22 protein-coding genes are annotated in these 21,402 nt (G+C 45.6%); 20 read left to right on the top strand and 2 right to left on the bottom strand.

The genetic code is table 11. The annotated features are described in order from the left end of the window. The first annotated feature begins 19 nt into the window (after window positions 1–19). The 7 genes from AC58VC_RS00480 (at window position 20) to AC58VC_RS00450 (ending at window position 5,702) form a co-directional block, all read left to right on the top strand. Window positions 20–889 (top strand): aminoglycoside 6-adenylyltransferase, encoded by an 870-nt coding sequence (locus AC58VC_RS00480; protein ID WP_497366930.1) that lies wholly within the window; start codon window positions 20–22, stop codon window positions 887–889. A gap of 39 nt (window positions 890–928) precedes the next feature. Further along, a complete protein-coding gene (locus AC58VC_RS00475) occupies window positions 929–1,813 on the top strand; it encodes a nucleoside hydrolase (RefSeq protein ID WP_497366929.1) in 885 nt (294 codons plus the stop codon). A 22-nt stretch (window positions 1,814–1,835) separates the two neighbouring features. Next, complete coding sequence (locus tag AC58VC_RS00470; protein ID WP_497366928.1) at window positions 1,836–2,018, top strand: hypothetical protein; 183 nt, start codon at window positions 1,836–1,838, stop codon at window positions 2,016–2,018. Further along, window positions 1,993–2,658, top strand: a complete 666-nt coding sequence (locus AC58VC_RS00465) for a zinc dependent phospholipase C family protein (protein ID WP_497366927.1) — start codon at window positions 1,993–1,995, stop codon at window positions 2,656–2,658. The genes AC58VC_RS00470 and AC58VC_RS00465 overlap by 26 nt, the downstream gene beginning before the upstream one ends. A gap of 50 nt (window positions 2,659–2,708) precedes the next feature. Then, window positions 2,709–3,575 carry a VOC family protein gene (locus AC58VC_RS00460; RefSeq protein WP_497366926.1) on the top strand — a complete coding sequence of 289 codons (867 nt, stop codon included), beginning with the start codon at window positions 2,709–2,711 and terminating at the stop codon, window positions 3,573–3,575. A 242-nt stretch (window positions 3,576–3,817) separates the two neighbouring features. Beyond that, entirely contained in the window at window positions 3,818–4,471 is a 654-nt protein-coding gene (locus tag AC58VC_RS00455) for a YheC/YheD family protein (protein WP_497366925.1), read from the top strand. 100 nt (window positions 4,472–4,571) lie between these two features. Further along, on the top strand, window positions 4,572–5,702 hold the full coding sequence (locus AC58VC_RS00450) for an L-dopachrome tautomerase-related protein (RefSeq protein ID WP_497366924.1): 1,131 nt from the start codon (window positions 4,572–4,574) through the stop codon (window positions 5,700–5,702). Between the two features lie 50 nt (window positions 5,703–5,752). Here AC58VC_RS00450 and AC58VC_RS00445 read toward each other — a convergent pair whose 3' ends face one another. Further along, the gene (locus AC58VC_RS00445; protein ID WP_497366923.1) at window positions 5,753–6,526 is read right to left on the bottom strand and encodes a DUF817 domain-containing protein; all 774 of its coding nucleotides are present in this window, start codon (window positions 6,524–6,526) and stop codon (window positions 5,753–5,755) included. Window positions 6,527–6,772: 246 nt separating this feature from the next. Between AC58VC_RS00445 and AC58VC_RS00440 the strand changes: the two genes are divergently transcribed. The 7 genes from AC58VC_RS00440 to AC58VC_RS00410 all read left to right on the top strand — a co-directional run bounded on the left by AC58VC_RS00440 (window position 6,773) and on the right by AC58VC_RS00410 (window position 14,567). Then, on the top strand, window positions 6,773–8,449 hold the full coding sequence (locus AC58VC_RS00440) for an efflux RND transporter periplasmic adaptor subunit (RefSeq protein ID WP_497366922.1): 1,677 nt from the start codon (window positions 6,773–6,775) through the stop codon (window positions 8,447–8,449). Window positions 8,450–8,479: 30 nt separating this feature from the next. Beyond that, window positions 8,480–9,202 (top strand): ABC transporter ATP-binding protein, encoded by a 723-nt coding sequence (locus AC58VC_RS00435; protein ID WP_497366921.1) that lies wholly within the window; start codon window positions 8,480–8,482, stop codon window positions 9,200–9,202. Then, complete coding sequence (locus AC58VC_RS00430) at window positions 9,199–10,377, top strand: ABC transporter permease (protein ID WP_497366920.1); 1,179 nt, start codon at window positions 9,199–9,201, stop codon at window positions 10,375–10,377. The genes AC58VC_RS00435 and AC58VC_RS00430 overlap by 4 nt, the downstream gene beginning before the upstream one ends. 54 nt (window positions 10,378–10,431) lie before the next feature. Continuing rightward, a complete protein-coding gene (locus tag AC58VC_RS00425) occupies window positions 10,432–12,633 on the top strand; it encodes a hypothetical protein (protein WP_497366919.1) in 2,202 nt (733 codons plus the stop codon). 111 nt (window positions 12,634–12,744) lie between these two features. Beyond that, window positions 12,745–13,065, top strand: coding sequence for a hypothetical protein (locus AC58VC_RS00420; RefSeq protein WP_497366918.1), 321 nt, complete (start codon window positions 12,745–12,747; stop codon window positions 13,063–13,065). Beyond that, window positions 13,062–13,670, top strand: a complete 609-nt coding sequence (locus tag AC58VC_RS00415) for a helix-turn-helix domain-containing protein (RefSeq protein ID WP_497366917.1) — start codon at window positions 13,062–13,064, stop codon at window positions 13,668–13,670. The genes AC58VC_RS00420 and AC58VC_RS00415 overlap by 4 nt, the downstream gene beginning before the upstream one ends. A gap of 90 nt (window positions 13,671–13,760) precedes the next feature. Continuing rightward, the gene (locus AC58VC_RS00410) at window positions 13,761–14,567 is read left to right on the top strand and encodes an ABC transporter substrate-binding protein (protein ID WP_497366916.1); all 807 of its coding nucleotides are present in this window, start codon (window positions 13,761–13,763) and stop codon (window positions 14,565–14,567) included. Between the two features lie 204 nt (window positions 14,568–14,771). Here the strand turns inward: AC58VC_RS00410 and AC58VC_RS00405 are convergent, their stop codons facing one another. Beyond that, the gene (locus AC58VC_RS00405; protein ID WP_497366915.1) at window positions 14,772–14,933 is read right to left on the bottom strand and encodes a hypothetical protein; all 162 of its coding nucleotides are present in this window, start codon (window positions 14,931–14,933) and stop codon (window positions 14,772–14,774) included. 222 nt (window positions 14,934–15,155) lie between these two features. On the opposite strand from AC58VC_RS00405, the gene AC58VC_RS00400 reads away from it, so the two are divergent. The 6 genes from AC58VC_RS00400 (at window position 15,156) to AC58VC_RS00375 (ending at window position 21,366) form a co-directional block, all read left to right on the top strand. Further along, on the top strand, window positions 15,156–15,896 hold the full coding sequence (locus AC58VC_RS00400) for a class I SAM-dependent methyltransferase (RefSeq protein WP_497366914.1): 741 nt from the start codon (window positions 15,156–15,158) through the stop codon (window positions 15,894–15,896). Between the two features lie 126 nt (window positions 15,897–16,022). Continuing rightward, window positions 16,023–17,003, top strand: a complete 981-nt coding sequence (locus AC58VC_RS00395) for a glycoside hydrolase family 43 protein (RefSeq protein WP_497366913.1) — start codon at window positions 16,023–16,025, stop codon at window positions 17,001–17,003. Window positions 17,004–17,167: 164 nt separating this feature from the next. Further along, a complete protein-coding gene (locus tag AC58VC_RS00390) occupies window positions 17,168–18,883 on the top strand; it encodes a spore germination protein (protein WP_497366912.1) in 1,716 nt (571 codons plus the stop codon). Beyond that, window positions 18,831–19,952 (top strand): GerAB/ArcD/ProY family transporter, encoded by a 1,122-nt coding sequence (locus tag AC58VC_RS00385; protein WP_497366911.1) that lies wholly within the window; start codon window positions 18,831–18,833, stop codon window positions 19,950–19,952. The genes AC58VC_RS00390 and AC58VC_RS00385 overlap by 53 nt, the downstream gene beginning before the upstream one ends. Continuing rightward, window positions 19,933–21,150 carry a Ger(x)C family spore germination protein gene (locus AC58VC_RS00380; protein ID WP_497366910.1) on the top strand — a complete coding sequence of 406 codons (1,218 nt, stop codon included), beginning with the start codon at window positions 19,933–19,935 and terminating at the stop codon, window positions 21,148–21,150. The genes AC58VC_RS00385 and AC58VC_RS00380 overlap by 20 nt, the downstream gene beginning before the upstream one ends. A gap of 15 nt (window positions 21,151–21,165) precedes the next feature. Next, a complete protein-coding gene (locus AC58VC_RS00375; RefSeq protein ID WP_497366909.1) occupies window positions 21,166–21,366 on the top strand; it encodes a CLC_0170 family protein in 201 nt (66 codons plus the stop codon). Window positions 21,367–21,402: the final 36 nt, after the last annotated feature.

Below are 21,402 nucleotides of genomic sequence, written 5' to 3'. Positions count from 1 at the left end.
TGGAAGTGGAGGAATCGACATGAGAACTGAAAAAGAGATGCTTGCACTCATTCTAACGTTTGCAAAAGAAAGCGAATACATTCGAGCGGTCATCATGAATGGTTCACGCGTCAATCCGAGCGTTCCACGTGATATATTTCAGGATTATGACATTGTGTACGTGGTGACATCGCTGCAATCATTTATTGAAGATCGCAGTTGGATCGATCGCTTCGGGAAGTTAATCATCATGCAAACACCGGATGAAATGAGCTCGGAAGACCCAGAACCCTTACATAAATTCGCATTTCTCATGCAATTTAATGATGGCAATCGAATCGATTTAACATTTTATGAGTCTGACCAACTCTCATCTTGGCATAGAGATAGTCTGAGCGTACTCTTGCTGGACAAGGATGGACTTATCGCGCCATTTGATGAATCAAGCAACCGCGACTATTTGACCATTCCTCCTACCGCAGCAGAGTTTGCTGATTGCTGCAATGAGTTCTGGTGGGTGAGTACCTATATAGCCAAAGGGTTATGGCGGAGGGAGCTCGCTTATGCGAAATTTATGTATGAGCGCCCCGTTAGGGATATGTTGATAAGGATGCTTCAATGGCATATTGGCATTAAAACGAATTTCGCCATAGATTCAGGAAAATGCGGCAAATATTTTGAAAGTTATCTAGCACCTGACCAGTGGTCGGCATTTGTTCAAACTTATCCAGATGGCGATTATGATCATATGTGGCAAGGGCTTTTTACCATGTGTGAGCTCTTCAGGGAAACGGCAAAGGAAGTAGCTCATTATTTTGGTCATATCTATAACATAGAGGAAGATGAGAAAGTAACAGCCCATTTGGTACATGTGAGAAAGCTGCCTGCGAATGCGGAAGGTATCTACTGAGGATTAAAGTAGGACAGAGAGAAGGGTGGGAGGTCGTCTATGAAAAAAGTATGGTTAGACACCGATATCGGCGGAGATATCGATGATGCCTTATGTTTAGCGTATTTGCTTCGACAACCGGCGTGTGAATGGGTCGGCATATCGACCGTAGGCGGTGAAGTTGAGGAAAGAGCCATGATTGCAGATAGTATCTGCAAAGTGGCTGGCCGCCATATCCCCATATTCGCTGGCGCGGATAGGCAGCTCTTACCTAGCGAGCTGTATCCGACCCCTGGCGGGGCCGTGAACCTGTCTCTTTTTCCGCATGATACACATTTTCGCAAATACCAAGCCGTGGATCGGATGCGTGCAGCAATCAGAGAACATCCCTATGAAATCTCTCTGGTTGCCATCGGACATTTAACGAATATTGCGTTGCTTTTCTCACTTGATCCGGAAGTTCCCATGCTGCTTAAAGAGTTGTACATCATGAGCGGCGTGTTTTCGGAGGCGTTGGAACAAAGTTTGAGTATGTCTCAAGATAACTGGAACGCATGGGTAGATCCTCATGCTGCGGCCATTGTTTATCATGCAAACGTTCAGCACGTGAGGACGTTCGGGCTTAATGTGACGACCAAGCTTGTCTTGGAAAAGCAGGAAAAAGAGGATCTATTTCATTCGGATCTGATGAAGGCGGTGGAAAGTTTCGGATCCCCCTGGCTGGAGAATCACCCGATGACGTTCCATGATCCGCTGGTGGCCGCTTGCTTGTTTGAACCTGATCTTTGTGACTATCAAAGAGGACGCGTCGAGGTTGATTTTATGCAAGAGAGGAAGCTTGGGATGATGAGCTTTCGTGAAAGCGCTGAGGGCAGACACGAAATAGCTTCAACTGTCGACCGAACGCGCTTTTTTGAGCATTATTTCTCGGTTGTGTGCGGATAGTCTTATCGGGGGAGGACGCAGTATGCATGAACTTGTTGGTACGTGTTCAAAGTGCGGTAAACCGATTTATTGCCGGGAAGGGTTTCTGGACGGTGTTGTTTTGGAGGACAAAAGCCTCGTTTGTTTTGAGTGTTTGGAACTCTCGAAGCCGCGGGAGCAGACGAATGGGAGTGTGTACGATGCCGTGGCCAATGGTGCATTTTAGTATCGCGGAGCAATTATGGAATCAGAATCCTTCGCCAGAGTTTTTGCTTGGCAGCATTGCGCCAGATGCGATTCACATGAGAGAAGGGACAACTAGGCAAGACAAGGGTCATACGCATCTATGTGATGACGATGGTACTATGCCTGATCTAACGGATTTCGATAATTTCTATAGAAAGTATAGAAGTAGTGATGATCTTTCCTTTAATCAATTTTTGCTAGGCTATATTTCGCATATTTTTACTGACCTCAGATGGACGGAGACGGTATGGAAAGATTATGTAGAGAAAGCGAGTGGGGAGTTTGTTGAACAAAATGAAACATTAAAGGACAGATACAATATTGAGGTCTGTCAGATCGAATATCATTTGTGCAAAAGTGAAAATTGGACGGATCGCGTGCTCACTTCTTTACTGCAGGCCAAAGCGTACTCCGTTCCGACCCTTTTACAAGAGACTGAGGTCAAACGGTATGGCGAGCATGTTGTCAGAAATTTGCGAGATACCTCCAATGAACCACATATTGCATTATGCTACATAACGGACCAAATTGTAGCTGAGTTTATCGAGCGGAGCGTTCATGAACTTAGGGGACTTGTTCGTGTTTGGGAAAGAACACTTCACCTTGACGTAATTAAATAACTTTACTAAACTTAATTACGAATAGTAAGCAATTAAAGGGGGGCTTTTCCATGTCAGCGACGCTGCCTAAGGATATGAAGCTTGGCGTCATCAAATTGTTTGTCTCCGATTTAGAGCGTTCCGTTCGCTTTTATCAAGAGATTGTTGGCTTTCGCCTAGGAAAGTCAACGTCTACTTCAGCTGAATTGACGATTGATGGCAATGAACCCTTGGTTTTACTGGAAGAAATGCCGGATGCCCAGGTCACACCTCGCAGATCTGCTGCTGGGCTTTATCATTTTGCAATCTTGCTGCCGACACGTAAAGATCTTGGCATGAGTTTAAACAATTTGGTGCAATCCGGTATCCATATCGGTCAAGCGGATCATCTAGTAAGCGAAGCTCTATATATCACCGATCCTGATCATAACGGAATTGAGATATATTGTGATCGGCCTAGGAGCACATGGCGCCGCGATGCGGAAGGAAACTATATCATGGCCGCAGATCCGATAGACTGGGAAGGCTTGCTGCATGAAGCAGAAGGCGCGGTATGGGACGGTTTACCAGTCGGCACGGTGATGGGACATATTCATTTCCATGTTCAAAATTTGCAGAAATCTAAGGAATTCTACTGCGATATCCTGGGTTTCGATATAGCGGCTGATGCACGCTTGGCGATGAATGCCTTATTCATATCCGCTGGCGGATATCATCATCACATCGGATTGAATGTTTGGGCTGGTGAAGAGGCGCCATTACGGTCTGCCAATGGAACAGGACTCGATTATTACACGCTAGTGTTTCCTAACAAAGAGTCACGCAATGAGGCCGTCCAACGCTTGAAGCTGGCGAACGTGCTAGTGAGTGAGAGCAATGATATCCTGATGGTAAAAGATCCGTCCGGCATTCCACTGAGATTGGTTTACGAACAATAGGGTGAAATTCATAAGAAGCAGATGCTGGAGAAACCCAGCCTGCTTCTTTTTTGCTATATTCAGGGAACTACAGTGCTCTATTTCACTGAAAAGCCTATTTTAAACAGGCAGCGGGAACTAAGGGCCGCTATTTTGCTGATTTTCCAAAGGTACAGAAATTAGTTCCAGATTGTCCCTTTCGAATCGGACGAACCACGCATATTTTAGCATAAAGGAAGGCATGTATAGAGGAGGAATCTTTCATGCGTCGAGTTGCTAGTAAATGGTCGAAGTTTGCTGTTCTGCTGCAGCATTCCGGCGTCGCCAAGCATATTCCAGCTATGCGTCGCTACAGCGCAGAGAACCTTGCAGCAATGCTTCGTCAATTTCAATTTGTCGTGGCCAAACCGATCGTTGGAACCGGTGGGAGCCGTGTGATGAAAATCCAAAAAGCAGGCAGCGGCTTCCTGCTCCACAACGCGGGAACGAAAAAAGTGTATAATTGGCATGAGCTTCTGCAAGCCATTAACCGGATACGCCAGAACCGCCCGTTGATGCTTCAACAGGGCATTCACTTAGCCACTATCCATGGCAGGCCGGTGGATTACCGCGTCAAGCTTGCAAAAGTTGGACGCAGCTGGGAGATTCGGGCGGTTGTCGGCCGATTAGCGCGACCAGGTCTGTTCGTCACGAACCTGTGTCAAGGCGGTACGCAGCTGAAAGGCAGGGATGCCGTTCGTCGAACGTTCCCAGCTTCGCTGGTCAAATCCAAAATCGACACCATGGTAGGCGTTTCCCGGACATGCACCATGCTGCTAGAGGCTAAATATCCCGGAATTGGCATGTTAGGGTACGATTTTGGCATCGATAAGAGGGGAACGGTCTGGATTTTTGAAGTAAATACAAAACCTCACTAATATTGGCATGATGCCTGCAGCCCACACTTCTTATTCCTGAGCGCATACCTATATGGTAGGTGTATGACTACTTTTACAAGGTCGCAGGAGGCTCACATTCATGTATAAAATAATATGCCACTGGAGCCGTTTGGATTGGCACTTTCCCAACGCTGTGATGCAGGAAGAATTCGAAACGAACCAAAGTTGGAAAAAAGCGATGCCCGCTGGCGTGAAAGTCGATCATCAGGGGCAGTATTATGTTTCGGTTCCGCGTATGTCTCAGGGTATTCCTGCTACGATGAATCGCATCGTGGTCAAGGACGGGAAGCCGCTGCTTGAAGCTTTTCCGAGTTGGGACTTCAATAAAGTTGGAGATGTGAATGCCCTGCAATCCGTCCTCGGCTATGAAATTGATGAATATAATCGTATGTGGCTGCTGGACCAAGGGAAAATCGCCTACGAGCCTTCACCAGAAGGGTCTCAGAAGCTTGTAATTTGGGATTTGAACAGGAATTCGTTGATCGACTCCATCGTCATTCCGGATGAAATCGCACCCTATCGGACTTCCTTCCTTAATGACCTCGTTGTTGATAATAAAAATGGTTTTGTTTATCTAACGGATTCTGGTTGCGGCTATCCCGACCATCCGCTTCGCGGCGGCATTATTGTCTATAACATGAAGACCAAATCGTTCCGGCGCGTGCTCGACCGTCAGTTCAGTACGCAGGATTTCCCGGATTTTCATTTTCAAATTGACTATAAGCCTGTGTTTAAGAATCAGCCCCTGCGGATCGGAGCCGACGGCATTGCTTTATCAGCGGATCGCTCTACACTATTTTATTGCCAAGTAACTGGCCGCAATTTGTACGCGATTCATACGGGATTATTGCGCAATGAGCAGATACCCTTAGAACAAATAAATGGAGCCGTGCAGGTCCTTGGGAGCAAAGGAACAACAACAGACGGGATGCACGCGGATAATCGGGGCAATTTGTTTTACACGATGTTAGAGGGGAAAGGGATTGGATTTTTCGATGCAAGGGATCGAAGCTTCCACAAATTCGTCTCGGACGACCGGATGCTGTGGGTAGATGGGGTTGCTTTTGATCAGAAGGGCTCGATCATTTTCAACAACAACCGGCTTCACGAAATGTTCGGGGGTTATGAAATCGATTGGAACAATCCATACAATTTGATTATCTGGAAAGCTTACGTTGGAAAAGATGTGAAGTCCTATTTATATGGGTAGCTTTTTATATGGCTTGCCAAATAAAACTGTCAATTAGGTAGATGTGCTACTTAAGGGACAGTTTTATTTATTTTTAGCCGTTTTAGTTCAGCGACGATGACAAAGGATACGATCACAAGCAAAAACCACGCAACAATTTTGGTCGGATGCACAAAATGCCACACGTGATCTTGATTAGGATACCGCCATGCACCGAAATAAGTCGCGATATTTTCTGCGATCCAAATGAAAAAACCGATGCACAAAAAGGATAAAGGAAGTGGCATGGCATAATCGGACTGAGAAAGCTTAAATTTGACTTTTACGGGGTAGAAGAGTATGCAAAGCAATACAATGAGCCAGTATCTCACATCGTAAATGAAATGATGCGTAAAGAAATTGAGATAAATGCAAGCACCGAAAGGAATAGTTATCCATTTAGGCGGGTACGCGTGCAAGGAAAGCGATAATCTACGCCAGGATTGACAGATGAAACTTGCTACACTTGCATACATAAAGCCACTGTAGAGAGGTACGCCCCAAAACTTGCTAAACCCATCCTCAGGATAACTCCATGATCCCATATGAACTTTAAACAATTCTAGAACAATGCCAATCACATGAAAGACGCAGATAACTTTTAATTCGTCTTTTGTTTCAAGCTTGCTAAGGTACATAAATACTTGCAATAGCAGACAGCTTGCCAAAATAAAATCATACCTTGGAACCCCAGGTATCGTGATTAATTTGCTTAATGCAAGTGTTAGGAAGATGCCTAAGGGAAATATACAAGACATCGCTTCGTGGTAAGTAAAGAGACTTAATTGTTTAATAAACAGTCTCATGCCAGGTCACCCCTTCGAGTACGGTTCACAGTTAGTATATCGGCAACCATCCTACATATTGACTCGAATTTTAAATGCTTTGTTCAAAGCATTATTTTCCATTTTCAGCAAACGTTAAGTTAGCTTTCAACTTTCTTTCAGCCCTTGCTCAGTAGGGTTTCAGCCTAAGCCCTTAGACTCCTACTTGTGAGATAGATATGACGAAGACAATCGTGGTCTTGGTACATGGGAGAGGGGAAATCAACAATGAACTTGAATCGGAAGAAAAAATGGATCATTGTCGTTGTGGCTGCGATGTTATGCGGTGCTGGAACTTATTACTACATACACAGCAATTCGAAGCCTGTAGAAGCCGCTACGGGGCAGCAATCGGCAATGAAGGTAACCAAAGGAGCCATATCGTCATCCATATCGGGAACCTCTCAGCTGGATGCAAAAGATAAGCAAAATATCGTAATACCGGTAGACGCCATCATCAAGACAATGAATTTGACGCAAAATCAAGCGGTGAAGAAGGGCGACGTGCTTGTAGAATTATCCGTTCCTTCCACAGAAACAAACTTGAAAGAAGCGCAGGTGAGTCAGCAGCAGCTGGAAAAAGAGCTTACTGAGCTGCAGACCGAGCAAAACCATATGAGTTTGTCTGCCACGATGAGCGGAAAGCTCACATTAGCTGCCAATTTGGATGTGGGCAGTCAAGTGAATAAAACGACGAAGATCGGTACGATTTCGGATACTTCACAGTTTAAGGTCAAACTTCCTTTCCCGCTGCAAGATGCCGTTCAATTGCAGCAAGGGGAAAACGTCGAGCTTACGGTAGACGGCTATTTGTTGTCTAAGGTTGGTACGGTTTCAACCGTTTCGCATGAAATGAAAGCTGATACGAACGGCAATAAGATCGTTGACGTGGAGGTTCTGGTTACGAACGACGGAACGCTTTCTTCGGGCTTAAAAGTGAAAGGCGCTATCGGAAACGGCGATAGCAAAATTGAATCTACGGAACTTGCTGCGCTAGATTACGTGCGTGCAGCACCGATTTTTTCCGAAGCGAGCGGTACGGTCAAAAGCTTGAAGTTGAAAGACGGAGATACCGTGAAGCAAGGGGATCTCATCGCGACCTTATTTAACGATGATCTCCAGCAGAACATCATCAGCAAGCAAGCAGCTATTGACAGTCAGAAAATTAAAGTGGACGATGCGCAGCAAAAGGTGAATCAATTGACGATCACAGCGCCATTCGACGGTGTATTCTCAGCGGACTTTGCGAATAGCAAAAGCAATGTGCTTCGCAACTATCCTGTAGGTGCGCAAATCACGGCCAATACCACGTTAGGGGCGGTAGCGAGCTTAAGCACGATGCAGCTAGCCATTGCTGTGGATGAGCTGGATTTAACGAGTGTGAAAGTGGGACAGAAGGCTGTCGTGAAGGTGGATGCGATCTCGGGCAAATCTTTTGAAGGTGAAGTGACATCGGTGTCAAATGTCGGCACAACTACAAATGGGGTAACGACATACGATGCGGTTGTCACCATCCCGAATCCAGAGAGTGTGCTCAAGTACGCCATGACGGCAACCGCTGAAGTATTCATTCAGGATAAAAAGGACATTCTTGTGGTCCCGATTCAGGCCATTACGACGACGAAAGGCAAGTCTACCGTTTCTTTGAAGAAAGCTGACGGTACCGTCGAAGAACAGCATGAGATTAAGACCGGTATTCGCAGTAAAACACAGGTTGAGATCTTAAGTGGTTTGGTAGAGGGCGATGAAGTTGTCATGCCGACACGCCGAGCTACAACGACAACGAACCCAGCGAATATGCAAGGCGGATTTCCTGGCGGAGAAGGCGGGCCTGCCGCTGGATTCCAACGAGGAGAAGGTGGTGGCGGCTTCCAAGGTCAAGGCGGAGGAGGAGCGCGCCAGTGATGAGTAGCTTCGAGGAAAGGAGCCAGTCGTATGAATATCATTGAATTAACAGGAGTCACTAAGAGCTACGCACGCGGAGACGAGGAGTTGCAAATTCTTAAGGGGATAACCCTGCATATTGCAAAAGGTGACTTCGTTGCTATTATCGGTCCCAGCGGATCGGGGAAATCCACGCTGATGAATACAATCGGTCTGCTGGATATACCGACTTCAGGCACATATTCGCTCGATGGCGTTTCTACGGTGAAGATGTCCGACAACGGCTTAGCCGAGCTCAGAAACCGGAAAATTGGTTTTATTTTTCAACAATTTAACCTGCTGCCTCGATTATCTGCTATAGAAAATGTGGAGTTGCCGATGATTTATGCAGGCATTACGGCCAAACAACGCCGAGAGCAAGCCCAGCGTATGCTGGAGAAGTTAGGGATGGGTCAGCGTGGACATCACAAGCCTAGTGAACTTTCGGGCGGACAGCAGCAAAGGGTGGCGATTGCCAGAGCGTTAGCCATTTCACCTTCTTTAATTTTGGCTGACGAACCAACTGGAGCTCTGGACTCCAAAACGGGGATTGAGGTGCTGGAGCTAATTCAGGAGCTCAATCAGCAGGGCAACACGATCGTGCTGATTACACATGACAATCATATTGCCGATCATGCCAAGCGAGTCGTGACGCTTCGAGATGGCGAGATCATCAAGGATGTTCGTAATCAACTCATGCCTATTTCGAAGGTAGAAGAGGCGGTGACGATATGAGACCTTGGGAGCTCTTTCAAATGGCGATGGCCACGGTTCGCTCCAATCCGCTCAGAACTGTTTTGACCATGCTCGGCGTTATTATTGGGGTTAGTTCTGTTATTACGCTGGTTTCCATCGGGCAAGGGACATCCAAGTCGATTGAGAAGCAATATGAAGGACTAGGAACGAACCTGCTGACAGTTAATTTGCTTGGCAATGGCCGGGCAACCCAGCTGAAGTACGAGGAAATCATGGAGCTCGAAGGCTCAGCCGGAATTAGTGGTATTGCACCGACGATGACCAGAGGCAGTACGAGTATTAAATATGACCGCACCACGGAGACGTATAACGTGATAGGTACAAATGACCGTTATCTGAGTATGCAAAAGGGAGAAATGGGCAGCGGGCGATTCCTCGCCGAAGCAGATTTGGACTATCGCAATCACGTAGCGGTTATAGGGACTGAGGTTGCGACGAAATTTTTTGGCAAGGATGATCCTTTGAATGAGGAGATTAACGTCAACGGCTATATGTATACGATTATCGGTGTTTTGAAAAGCAAAGGCTCCAACACGAGTGGAACCTCGCTAGACAGCTCTGTTATTGTGCCGCTGCCGACAATGAGCAGAGATTTTAAATTAGGCTCTATTCGCTCAACGTATGTAGAAGCAGCAAGCGGGGATGATGTCAGCAAGGTACAGGCAGCTCTTGAGAGATATTTGTCGAACAAATTCAAGAGTACGTCAGGTTATAACATTTTCAACTCATCCGAATTGATCAGCGCCAAACAAACAGCGTCCAGTACGCTCACGAATCAGTTAGTTGCTGTAGCTGCGATATCCCTTTTGGTTGGCGGTATCGGGATTATGAATATCATGCTCGTAACCGTTAGTGAACGAACAAGAGAGATTGGCATCCGCAAATCCATTGGGGCCAAAAGGCGGAATATTCTCTTGCAGTTCCTGGTGGAGGCCACGTTAATCAGCGGGATGGGCGGTTTCATTGGCCTCGTCGTGGGGGTAGCGTTATCGCTTGCTTGGCCATATATCAATCCAAGTCAGGCTACTAGCCTTTCAATCAACGTAGGCCTTTACGCGTTCTTATTCTCTGCATTAGTAGGTGTCATTTTTGGATTATACCCAGCCAATAAAGCTTCCAAATTAAAGCCGATCGATGCTCTTCGTTACGATTAATTCGTGACCGCTGAATGATTTCTTGACACTAAAAAGCTACGGGAGGTAGACCTCATGATTCGCAAATTAACAACACTTTCTTTGAAACATACGACCTTAGCCTTGTTATTGACTGGCAGCCTAGCCGCTGCCTCCTTACCCTCAGGGATGGTTCAAGCTGCAGGAGAAGCCGTTTATATTTCTTCTGCATCTTATTTTACAATCAGCCAAGCTGCGCTCTCGTCCTCATCGCTACAGTTCGCTGTATCCTTACATAATGGGGACCAGAATGCGATTGACTTCAATCAATATGGTGTACGCGTCACAGATACGGCAGGGCATAGTTTTACAGCTAAATTGAGTGAAAAGAAAAGCGCTAGCGTACTTCCCGGGCAAGAAGCGAGCTTCCGTTTCTACGCCAATTTGGCTGAGGGTGAATCCGCAGATCAGCTGAAGATTGATGTCTTCCGTTGGGACGCAGGGCAGGCAGATTTCATGAAACATCTGGGTCAATTGCCTGTAAGCTCCGCACTAGGAGAGGGTCAAGTGACTGTACCGGAAGAGATTATTAATCTCCGCACACTAGACAGCACATTAGCTAATGATGCCTCACTTGCTTTCCAATTGGGGCAAAGTGTTCGCGTTTCTGAGAATGGGAAATGGTATCTATATACGCAGGTATCGACGAAAAACCTTGGTTCCAGCAGTGTTAAGCTGCCAACAGGGCTTCAGCTTAGACTCGTAGATGCCAGTGGCTTGAAATACACCTCATCTATTGCAAATGGATCAGGCACAGCTTTCCTTCCAAGTGAATCGGATACTTTAACATTAAAAACGCCTATCTCCAAACAAATGGCGTTGTCAGGCGCATCGCTGGAATTTTATTATTTGAATCAAAGTGAAGATGTGACACTAGGAAATATGAGCCTTAATGCTTCGCTCCAAACTACAACTCTTGATACGAAGCAGGTGTATAGCGGGCAGCAAGAAGGGGAGCAAATGACAGTCAAAGCGAATACGGTTCAGTACTCGACGCAAGCAGACGGCGTTCATGTGCAAACCGTTGTTACGTTAAGTAATGACGGAGAAGCATCAGCGGCTGTACCCTCCTTCATTGCGACCTACCAAGTCGGAGATTCTGGCACCGCTTTGTCAGCTGCAGATAATACGGCTCGCCCTGCTTTTTTGGCTGCTAAAGAAACGACAACCTATTACTTTAATGCGATTTTACCGTCTGGCACAGATCCGAATGCGGGGCAGCTTGTCCTCTGGGAGAAGACAGCTGCTGCGACGAGCTCAGGAAGTGGGGGCAGCACAGGTAGTAATGCAGCTAGTGCTAGCAGTGCAAGCGGCGGCACAACGTCAACTACGGCTGGAACGAACGAGACAACGGAATCAGCAACAGTTTCTGCGAGTGGCGGATCTACAGGGCAGATGCCTGTAGCGGTGTTCTTGCTGAAAGGCGCAAGCGAAGCCAATAACGGCTTTACGACAGCTGCAAGCTACTCGATTGGCGATAAGCTGACTCTTAATGATAACGCTATTGTTAATAAAAATGTGGATGTTTCGCTCGTCGAGCTGCATGCTCACGAAAACGATGATCTTGGCTACAAAACCGCCATCGCCAAATACAAAATCACAAATAACGGCTCGAGCACGATTGCCTTGCCTGAGCTTCAGAATGAGCTGCTGGATAGCAGCGGCAATTCGTATACGGGCACACGCCAAAGCTCTGTCACTACGCAACTCACGCCGGGCAGCTCTTATGTTGTTAGCTATTCCTACCTGCTCCCGAATCGCAAAACAGAGGACAATGAAGCCTTTGCACTGAATATCTTCGATGATAAGTCCGTGTCTGAAGGCAAAGTGTCACTCGGAACGTATCAGGTTGCTCTGCAGAAGGAGGACGACAGCGACACGATTGACCTATATCCATTCTCTCTGAAAGTGAACGATGATTCGATTAGTTGGCTTTACAATAGCGGTTCTTATTCCTATCAGCTAAATCTGGATCTTGATATCACACATGAGGATCAAGTTATCATTGACTCGAACTTCTCGACAATTGAATTCGATATGGTGGATTCGCTTGGCCGCATCGTGGGTACTCAAACATCCACACTTGTTGGCACTGGCAAACTGACGAGCGGCAAGCAAAAAATTGTTGTCACCGGACTTAAAAACGAACAAGTAGATTCGGGTGTTGTCGTCAACATGTATGAAGTCATTAATACCCCTAATGGGACAGCGAAACGTCTGATTAAGCAATTCCATTAATTTTTGGGAAAGAGTGGGACGTCTGTATGCTTTGTGCATATAGGCGTTCTTTTGCATGCATGTCTTAACAGTTTTAGCAGTAATATCAGGAAAAACTACCGTTAATCACCTGTGATTTTCATCGTTTTCGCGCAGCCATTGAATCTGTCAAAACTTTCGCTTACGATTACAGTAATCATAAACGAAAAGAGGTGTTTCCTTCTGCTCAATCTCAATACATTAGCCGGACAGTATACAGGGAGATTGATAACTGTCATCGGTATCTTCAAAGCTACTTTACCGATGAACAGTATCTTTCACCCTTACACAGCCGATCATCTGACACCTAGCTCGGGCTTTGTGTTCATAAGTAGAGGAAACGGCTCGTTTATATGCAATGGTACAACCTATGATCTGCATCCGGGCAAGGTCATGCACGGCGGGAACACATGACAATTAGCATGTCCACGCATAATTCGGAGCTAGAGTACACCCTTGTCCGCTATCGAATAGACGACTCAGAGATGAAACATGATGCCTCCAAAATCTTTGTGACGAATGAACATTTCACTCTAGAGCCAGGCACCAATCCGAAAATAGCTGAACTTCTGAATCAACTCTATGATTCCTTCTACACCCCGGGGAATATGGCTATGATTCGGACGGGCTTCTTGTTTCAGATGACGGTATATGAGCTCTTCTCCTCTTGTCTGAATAGATTAAACAGCAATAGCAAAGAGATGATCGAAGAGGCGAAAGCTTACATCCATAATCACTATATGGAACCTCTGAGTCTGCAGAAACTTGCAGAGCGTCATGGGACAAGCGCGAAGTCTTTTTCTTATTATTTTAAAAAGTATACCGGTGTATTTCCGATCGATTATGTGATTCAGCATCGGATGAAACGAGCACAGGAGCAGCTGAGTATCGGTTATCCGACCATTAAACAGGTTGCTGAAAGTGTGGGTTATGAAGATTCACTTTACTTCAGCCGATTGTATAAAAAGCACTTTGGATATGCCCCAAGCCAATCCCAACGCAGCAATTTTAGTCAATAATCCATGCCTTTTATTCATTTGTCCATTTTCATCTCAGCAGCTCCTTTGATATAGTTGACTGGTAATGAAAATCATTATCAAGGTGATTGAGTGTATGTTTCAACAGCTCCTCCTGCCAAGAAGGGACCAACCAAAATCGTAGTCACCTATTTTCCCTATGCGGATCACTTGTTTGCGCTTGGAAAAGCCGATGCGGTGGCAGGTGTTGTCAATCTAAAATCATTGGCCGATTTTACGGTCTATGATTCCTTTTTGAAAAGCGCAAAGGTAGAAGATCTGGGAGACAAAATTAACTTCGAAAAAATTATGGCGTTGAATCCCGATCTAATTATTGCTTCTGACGCTGATCAAAAGGATTTGGAGCAATTGTCGAAGATCGCAAAAACCGTCACGGTGAAGGCTACACTAAATTGGCAGGAAACAATCCGTGGCGTGGCAGCCGCAGTAGGTGATGATGCGACAGCCGACGCTTACATTAATCAATTTCTTGCAAAGCAAGATGCCGCAGCGAAAACCTTGGAACAAGCAGGGGTAAAAGGAAAAACCGCGTTGTTTATGATGCCGTGGAAGAAATCATTTACTTATTGGAGCGGTTCAAGGATGTCCATTTATTACGAGAAGCTAGGCTTCAAGCCTTTTGAGGGTCAGAAAAATGTAGGTGAAATTACACTTGAAGGTATAAGTGAATTAAATCCGGAGTACATTTTTATCGGCAAAGATTACACGCATGGCAGTGAAATGACCTTGGAGGAACTGAATAATAATGCCGTGTGGAACTCACTGTCTGCCGTCAAAAATAAGAAGATGTTTGTGGTGGATACGGAGATTCTCGGTCCGCTCGCTATGGGGCAGTTCAAAGGCTTAGCGTACATGTCCAGCTTATTTCAACCTAAGTAAATGGTAGATTGAAAGAGGTTGTCCTAGAAGTATCCACTCTAAGAACCAGTGGACAGACTCAGGTGGTAAGAGGGTGAATAATTGAATAGGGGGCTAAGCGGCTTGTACGTGCTTAGCTCCTTTATTTTTGTCGTCCACTGACGCTTTTTCAGTAAATACCTCTAAAGAAGCCCGCTCTGTCAGCTGTAACGATGAGAAACATCGTTACAGAGAGAGCAAGTGACTGTAAAGGCACCTATAACGATGTAAAACATCGTTGTAAGCCGGCGCAGAGCGGGTGAACTCATCTTTTTCAGCTGTATCGATGAGAAACATCGTTAAGAGAGAGCAAATGGCTGCAAAGGCACCTATAACGATGTAAAACATCGTTGTAAGCCGGCGCAGAGCGGCGGAGCTCATCCTTTTCAGCTGTAACGATGAGAAAAATCGTTACAGAGAGAGCAAATGTTCGAGGACAGCTTCTTTTCTGTTTTAGTGGCAGCTGTATTTTTTTATTCTAACTAAACTTGCATTAGGCTTTTGGATGAGGTGAATTGTAAAATAGAGATGAATTGAATAAATGAAAGCCGACAGGAGCCATGGAAATTTATGAAACAAAACAAATATGATGATCTTAGCTTTTTTGAAAAATACAGCCAAATGGCGCGCTCGACAGGCGGACTGGACGCAGCAGGGGAGTGGCCTGCACTTCGCGCGCTGCTGCCCGATTTATCGGGTAAAACGGTGCTTGATCTTGGCTGCGGATATGGCTGGCACTGCCGATATGCGCGTGAAAAGGGAGCTCACCTCGTTGTAGGAGTGGATCTTTCCGAGAAAATGCTGGACCGCGCAGCGGAATTAACCGATGATGAGGCCATCACCTATCGCAGACTCGCGATTGAGGACATCGATTTTCCTGCAGACCAATTTGATGTGGTGATTTCATCACTAGCCATTCATTATGTGGAGCATTTCGGCGACCTCTGTCAAAGGGTCCATCACTGCCTGACAGAAGGAGGAAACTTCATTCTTTCTGTCGAACATCCGATGTTCACTTCGCGTGCTGAACAAGATTGGTATTATGGTCCACAGGGGGAACGCTTGCATTGGCCTGTCGACAACTATCAGGATGAGGGACTAAGGCAAGCAAGATTCCTGGAAACAGACGTCGTCAAATATCATCGAACGGTTGCAACGTATATGAATGAGCTGATCGATGCTGGATTCAAAATAAATAAGCTATCTGAGCCTAAACCAACACAAGAAACGCTCGACAAGTATCCTGAAATGCGAGACGAGACCCGGCGTCCTATTTTCCTCTTAATCGCAGCAGCTAAAAATAGTAATTAGGCTCGGTACTGATAGTTTCATGGCCTGATGCATAATTTTCTTGCTTGTTAAGCTAAGTTGGTTATAATTAGTATTGTAAGTTTATACATTAAACAAACTAAGTTTAACGACGAGGAGAATTTGGACATGAACAAGCCTGCACACCCTAAAGAACCTTTAGTTACGCATATTTACACGGCTGATCCATCTGCCCACGTGTTTGAAGGTAAAATTTATATCTACCCTTCCCATGACCTTGACCATGATGGACCTTCTAATGATAATGGCGACCAATACGCGATGGAAGATTATCATATTCTCTCCATGGACGATTTCAATTCGCCTTGTGTGGATCATGGCGAGGCTTTGCATCTGAGAGATATTCCATGGGCGAAGCAGCAATTATGGGCACCAGACGCAGCGTATAAGAACAATACGTATTATCTCTTTTTCCCAGCTCGGGACAAAGAGGATATTTTCAGACTTGGCGTCGCTACAAGCTCAACTCCAGCAGGTCCTTTCACGGCTGAAGAAAATTATATGCCTGGCAGTTACAGCATTGATCCCGCAGTGTTCATCGACGAGGACAACAAAGCTTATATTTACTTCGGCGGACTTTGGGGCGGCCAGCTTGAGAAATGGCAAACAGGAACATTTCTTCCTGATGCTAAGGGGCCAGCGGAGAATGAACCAGCTTTGGGACCAAGAGTGGCTGTTTTAAGTGAGGATATGCTCACATTCACTGACGAGCCGCAAGAAATCAAGATTGTGGATGAAGAAGGCAATCCCATTCTTGCCGGTGATGAGGACAGACGATATTTCGAAGGTCCATGGGTTCATAAATACAACGGATATTATTATCTTTCTTATTCTACCGGAACAACACATTGTCTCGTCTATGCGATGAGCGAGCATCCTCAAGGGCCTTATGTCTTCAAAGGCACGATCCTTACGCCTGTTATCGGATGGACAACGCATCATTCCATTGTTCAATTCGAGGAGAAATGGTACTTATTTTATCATGATTGTTCCCTATCGGACGGAGTCAATCACAAACGCTGCGTCAAATATACGGAACTAACGTATAACGCGGATGGTACCATCCAAACGATTGACCCATATAAATAAACAATCCAATCCATAGAACTGCTCCCAAAGGTCTAGTAAGACCTGAGGGGGCAGTTTTTATTCATGCATAGAATCTCGATTTTGGATAAAAATACATGGAAGGCAATGAATGGGAAACTGGTACGAAGAAATCATCTAGAGAGAGGTACAGGGGGCGTATTCGGATGACGATTTGGCAATGGTATAGGCGTCGGAGAAGTTTAGGATCCCAAAGTCAACAGCCTCCAAAGATTTCACGATCTGAAACCCCAGCCCATCAGTTTTTAGAAAAAAACGAAGATGCGAAAATCAGTCATTGTCTCGATGATTCACTGGACTTCGTTCAAAGCATACTTGGCGACAATGACGATTTCATCATGCGCCGTTTTTGTATATGTGACGAGCATCCGGCAGCAGCCTTATATTTCGCGGACTTAATTGATAAACAGCATTTGAACGATCATATATTAAAACCTTTGATGTTAACGACCTCGAGGGATTATCCGAGGTCTGATGACCGTTCAATGAAAGACTACCTATTGAACGATACATTGTATTCATGTGAAGGGAGAACAGAAACCGAGCTGGATGAGATCATCCAAGCCATTGTAGAAGGGAAAACCGTCATTTTGGTCGACGGCATGGCGGATGCTTTTGTTTTCAGCACCCGCCAGGTTGATAAACGTTCGATTACACAGCCGGAAACGGAACAAGTAATCAGGGGAGCAAGAGAAGGCTTTATCGAAATATTAGGTACAAATTTAGCGCTTCTTCGTTATCGGCTCCCAACGCCGGATTTCCGGATAAAAACGATACGGATTGGACGAATTACGAAATCCAAAGTGGCTCTTTGTTACATTAATGGTGTTGTGAATCCAGCACTCGTAGAAGAAGTATTTAGGCGACTATCATTGATTGATATTGACGGTGTCCTTGATGCAGGCTATTTGGAGCAATTTATCGAGGATAACCATGTCTCGCCGTTTCCGCAGATTCAAAACACAGAACGGCCAGACAAGGCGGTCGCTAATTTGCTGGAAGGCAGGGTGATTCTGCTTGTAGACGGATCACCGTTTGCTCTTATTTTGCCTACCGTCTTCAGTCAATTTTACCAAACGGTGGAGGATTACTCGGAGCGGTATCTCCTCGTTAGTTTCATACGTCTTTCTCGCCTCGTTGCGCTCGTATTCTCGTTGATTTTTCCATCGTTGTATGTGGCTCTGATCTCATTTAATCCGGAGCTGATTCCAACGGAATTCGCCGTCGCGGTAGCGGGCGGGAGAGCTGGCGTACCGTTTCCTTCTGTCATTGAAGTACTGATCATGGAGGTATCCATGGAGGTGCTAAGAGAGGCGACACTGCGATTGCCACAGCAAGTTGGCGGAGCACTCTCCATTGTGGGTGTGCTTGTCGTTGGTCAGGCAGCGGTTGCGGCAGGGTTTATATCTCCTATTACGGTTGTAATCATTGCCTTAACGACGATCGGCTCCTTCGCAACACCAGCGTATAACGCGGCGCTAGCGCTTCGGCTGTTGCGTTTTCCACTAGTGATATTATCAGGTATCTTCGGTCTGTACGGGGTGATGATCGGATTAATCCTGATCGCCAACCATATGCTTTCCTTGCGTTCATTCGGTGTTCCGTACTTGAGCCCGATTGTGCCTGGAAATTTTCAAGGGATGAAAGACACGCTGGCCCGATTACCCCTTTGGTCGATGCCCAAAAGACCTGCGCTTTTACATACACCCAATGACACTCGTCTAAGCAAATTAACAAAAGAAATGAGTGACATACCGCCCAACAATACGTTAGACCCTTTGAAAGTTGGAGATAGGAGGAACGTAACTTATGGAGCATCCTCGCCAGATAACAGTGATTCAAGCCGCGATCATACTGATTAGTACGATTATTGGAGTGGGGGTGCTGGCTCTCTCACTCTTTGCTGTACGAGCAGCCGATTCTGGTGCACCGCTAGTTACTCTTCTCGGCTTCTTGGTAGGATTAGCAGGTCTTTGGCTTTTAACAAAGCTTGGAATGCGGTTTCCCGAACAAACGATTATTGAATATAGCAAGGAATTAATCGGCAAATGGACGGCAGGCGTATTCAGCGTATTGATCATTGCCTTCTTAGCTTTACTCACTGCGTTGGCAGCACGGGAATTTGGTGAAGTCGTCGTAACGTCCGTTTTGATGAAAACACCGCTTGAAGTGACCGTTATTGTCATGCTGCTTCTTGCAGCTGTTTCTTCTCGCGCGGATATTACCACGTTTACCTATTTCCATCATTTTTATTTCCCGGTCATTGTATTTCCTTTGATATTGATCGTTGTGCTCTCACTTAAGAATGCGCATTTAGTCAACTTGCTCCCTTTGTGGGGAAATGAACCAAGTGGCAGCGGCATGTCAGGGGGCATCCTCACGATGGCAGCCTTATTTCAAGGCTCTTTTGTCATGACCATTGTTATACCTGCAATGCGGAGACCGGAGAAGGCCATGATTGCCGGCTATGTCGGCATGGGCATTTCAGGGGCTTTATATGTACTCATCGTCATTGCGACGGTTGGCGTCTTTGGAGCAGAGGAAATTAAAAAATTAGTATGGCCAACCTTGGAATTAGCCAAAACAACTTCACTGCCTGCGAATATACTGGAGCGTTTAGATGGGGCTTTTCTTGCTGTATGGGTTACGGCGGTGTTTACGACATTATTGTCGACCTATTACTTAGCCATTTATTTTTCTAGCCAGCTCTTACGACTCAAGGATCACAAGATGTTCGCCTTCTTTCTAGTGCCTTTTATTTATGTGATGGCCATGTTTCCTCAAAATTTGCTGCAGATGTATGAAATCATTCAAGTTGTCGGCCGCTGGGGATTAATCTTCACGGTGGTGTATCCGCTTGTCTTATTTATTATGGCAGTGATTCGTAAGAAAAAAAGTCGGGGTGATCAACTTGTGGCAAAATCTGATTAAACAGATTCTTGTTTTCGTGTTGGTTGCCCCTTTACTTACAGGTTGCTGGGATCGCCTTGAAATCGAAGATCGTGCCGTTGTTCTAGCCATTGGCATTGATGATGCAAAGCCGGGAGATGAGAAAGAAACGAGCAATGCAACGCATATTCTAAAGCAGAATCCTAGCACAAATAAGGGTCTAATTCGTATCACCGTACAAATTGCTGTACCAGGACGCATTCCGCTAGGTACCGGGGGCGGCACGGCGGGGCCTTCCGGTCAAAAACCGGTCTGGGTCTTGACCAGCGTAGGATACACCGTTGAGGATTGTTTAATGAATTTACAGCAGCAGCTCGCAGATCGGTTGTTCTATGGCCATTTAAGGGTCATTGTACTGTCGGAATCTGTCGCCAAGAAAGGGATTCAAAACGAAAATGACTTCTTTCGCCGTCAGCCTCAAGTCCGTAGGACGGTCTGGATGGTTGTTTCCAAAGGAGACGCAGCAGACATTATGAATGCTACTCCGCAATTGGAACGCGTACCGACCTTATATTTGCTAGCCACCTTGGAGCATGCCAGAGAAATGGGCAAGCTGCCCAACATTTTCTTAGGGGTTTTTTTCAGCGCCAGCTCAGCGAAAGGTCAGGAGGGGACCGTTCCCTACTTGGAGTTAAAGAAGGAATCAAATATCGAAATTGCCGGAATGGCTTATTTTAAAGATGATAAAATGGTTGGCACCTCTACAGCTTTGCAAATTGGCCACTATATGGCGATAAAAGAATTAAACCCTGGCGGTTACAGTATCCTTCAGGAAATGCCGGATTCCAATACTTCCGTTATGTTCAAAACTACACATCGTAAATCGAAAATAACAACAACAATCAAAAATGGAAAAGTGTTTGCCACCATAAGATGCCAAGTCGAAGGGGACTTAACGGAAAAATCGAATGAGAAGGTGCTCGTGACGAGAAATAATCTGATCAAGCTGGAACAGAAGATTCAAAAAGATGCTTCGGAGGGATTTGAAAAATTCATTCAACAGACGCAGGAAGATGGCAGTGACATTTTCGGCTTTGGGGAATATGTACGTGCGACTCAGCCAGCGTATTGGAACAAGGAAATTAAAACCAAGGAAAAGTGGGAAAGCAAATATAAAGAGATGAACGTTAGTGTCTCGATGCACGTTAAGATAAGACGGATTGGGACGAAAACCAAGTAAGGAAGGATTCGGCCAATGATCACCTTTAATAATTACACGGTTTTGCTGCTGCTGATCTCCGGACTGCTCGTTTTAGTTTTCGATGTGAAAATTTATACCAAAGCAAACAACTTGAGGGAGAAAAAAGCGGCTATTTTTGCCGGATGGTTTAATATTTGTTTGGGGGTTCTGTCGTATCTCGGCTATCTGGTGTATGAGGAGTGGTTCTGGAAATAAGGGAAGTAAATCGCTATGATGTCTCGATCAAAGAAG

The organism is Paenibacillus sp. J22R67, from assembly GCF_059692175.1.
Note: the sequence above shows the minus strand (reverse complement) of the source record. Positions and strands in the feature narration are given on the sequence as shown.

What these genes read in the sequence shown, in the direction of transcription:
- AC58VC_RS00395 (WP_497366913.1), top strand. Translation starts at nt 16,023, where the DNA reads ATGAACAAGCCTGCACACCCTAAAGAACCTTTAGTTACGCATATTTAC.
- AC58VC_RS00430 (WP_497366920.1), top strand. Translation starts at nt 9,199, where the DNA reads ATGAGACCTTGGGAGCTCTTTCAAATGGCGATGGCCACGGTTCGCTCC.
- AC58VC_RS00460 (WP_497366926.1), top strand. Translation starts at nt 2,709, where the DNA reads ATGTCAGCGACGCTGCCTAAGGATATGAAGCTTGGCGTCATCAAATTG.
- AC58VC_RS00440 (WP_497366922.1), top strand. Translation starts at nt 6,773, where the DNA reads ATGAACTTGAATCGGAAGAAAAAATGGATCATTGTCGTTGTGGCTGCG.
- AC58VC_RS00400 (WP_497366914.1), top strand. Translation starts at nt 15,156, where the DNA reads ATGAAACAAAACAAATATGATGATCTTAGCTTTTTTGAAAAATACAGC.
- AC58VC_RS00455 (WP_497366925.1), top strand. Translation starts at nt 3,818, where the DNA reads ATGCGTCGAGTTGCTAGTAAATGGTCGAAGTTTGCTGTTCTGCTGCAG.
- AC58VC_RS00435 (WP_497366921.1), top strand. Translation starts at nt 8,480, where the DNA reads ATGAATATCATTGAATTAACAGGAGTCACTAAGAGCTACGCACGCGGA.
- AC58VC_RS00405 (WP_497366915.1), bottom strand. Translation starts at nt 14,933, where the DNA reads ATGTTTTACATCGTTATAGGTGCCTTTGCAGCCATTTGCTCTCTCTTA.
- AC58VC_RS00415 (WP_497366917.1), top strand. Translation starts at nt 13,062, where the DNA reads ATGACAATTAGCATGTCCACGCATAATTCGGAGCTAGAGTACACCCTT.
- AC58VC_RS00480 (WP_497366930.1), top strand. Translation starts at nt 20, where the DNA reads ATGAGAACTGAAAAAGAGATGCTTGCACTCATTCTAACGTTTGCAAAA.
- AC58VC_RS00475 (WP_497366929.1), top strand. Translation starts at nt 929, where the DNA reads ATGAAAAAAGTATGGTTAGACACCGATATCGGCGGAGATATCGATGAT.
- AC58VC_RS00425 (WP_497366919.1), top strand. Translation starts at nt 10,432, where the DNA reads ATGATTCGCAAATTAACAACACTTTCTTTGAAACATACGACCTTAGCC.
- AC58VC_RS00375 (WP_497366909.1), top strand. Translation starts at nt 21,166, where the DNA reads ATGATCACCTTTAATAATTACACGGTTTTGCTGCTGCTGATCTCCGGA.
- AC58VC_RS00445 (WP_497366923.1), bottom strand. Translation starts at nt 6,526, where the DNA reads ATGAGACTGTTTATTAAACAATTAAGTCTCTTTACTTACCACGAAGCG.
- AC58VC_RS00470 (WP_497366928.1), top strand. Translation starts at nt 1,836, where the DNA reads ATGCATGAACTTGTTGGTACGTGTTCAAAGTGCGGTAAACCGATTTAT.
- AC58VC_RS00390 (WP_497366912.1), top strand. Translation starts at nt 17,168, where the DNA reads ATGACGATTTGGCAATGGTATAGGCGTCGGAGAAGTTTAGGATCCCAA.
- AC58VC_RS00450 (WP_497366924.1), top strand. Translation starts at nt 4,572, where the DNA reads ATGTATAAAATAATATGCCACTGGAGCCGTTTGGATTGGCACTTTCCC.
- AC58VC_RS00385 (WP_497366911.1), top strand. Translation starts at nt 18,831, where the DNA reads ATGGAGCATCCTCGCCAGATAACAGTGATTCAAGCCGCGATCATACTG.
- AC58VC_RS00465 (WP_497366927.1), top strand. Translation starts at nt 1,993, where the DNA reads ATGCCGTGGCCAATGGTGCATTTTAGTATCGCGGAGCAATTATGGAAT.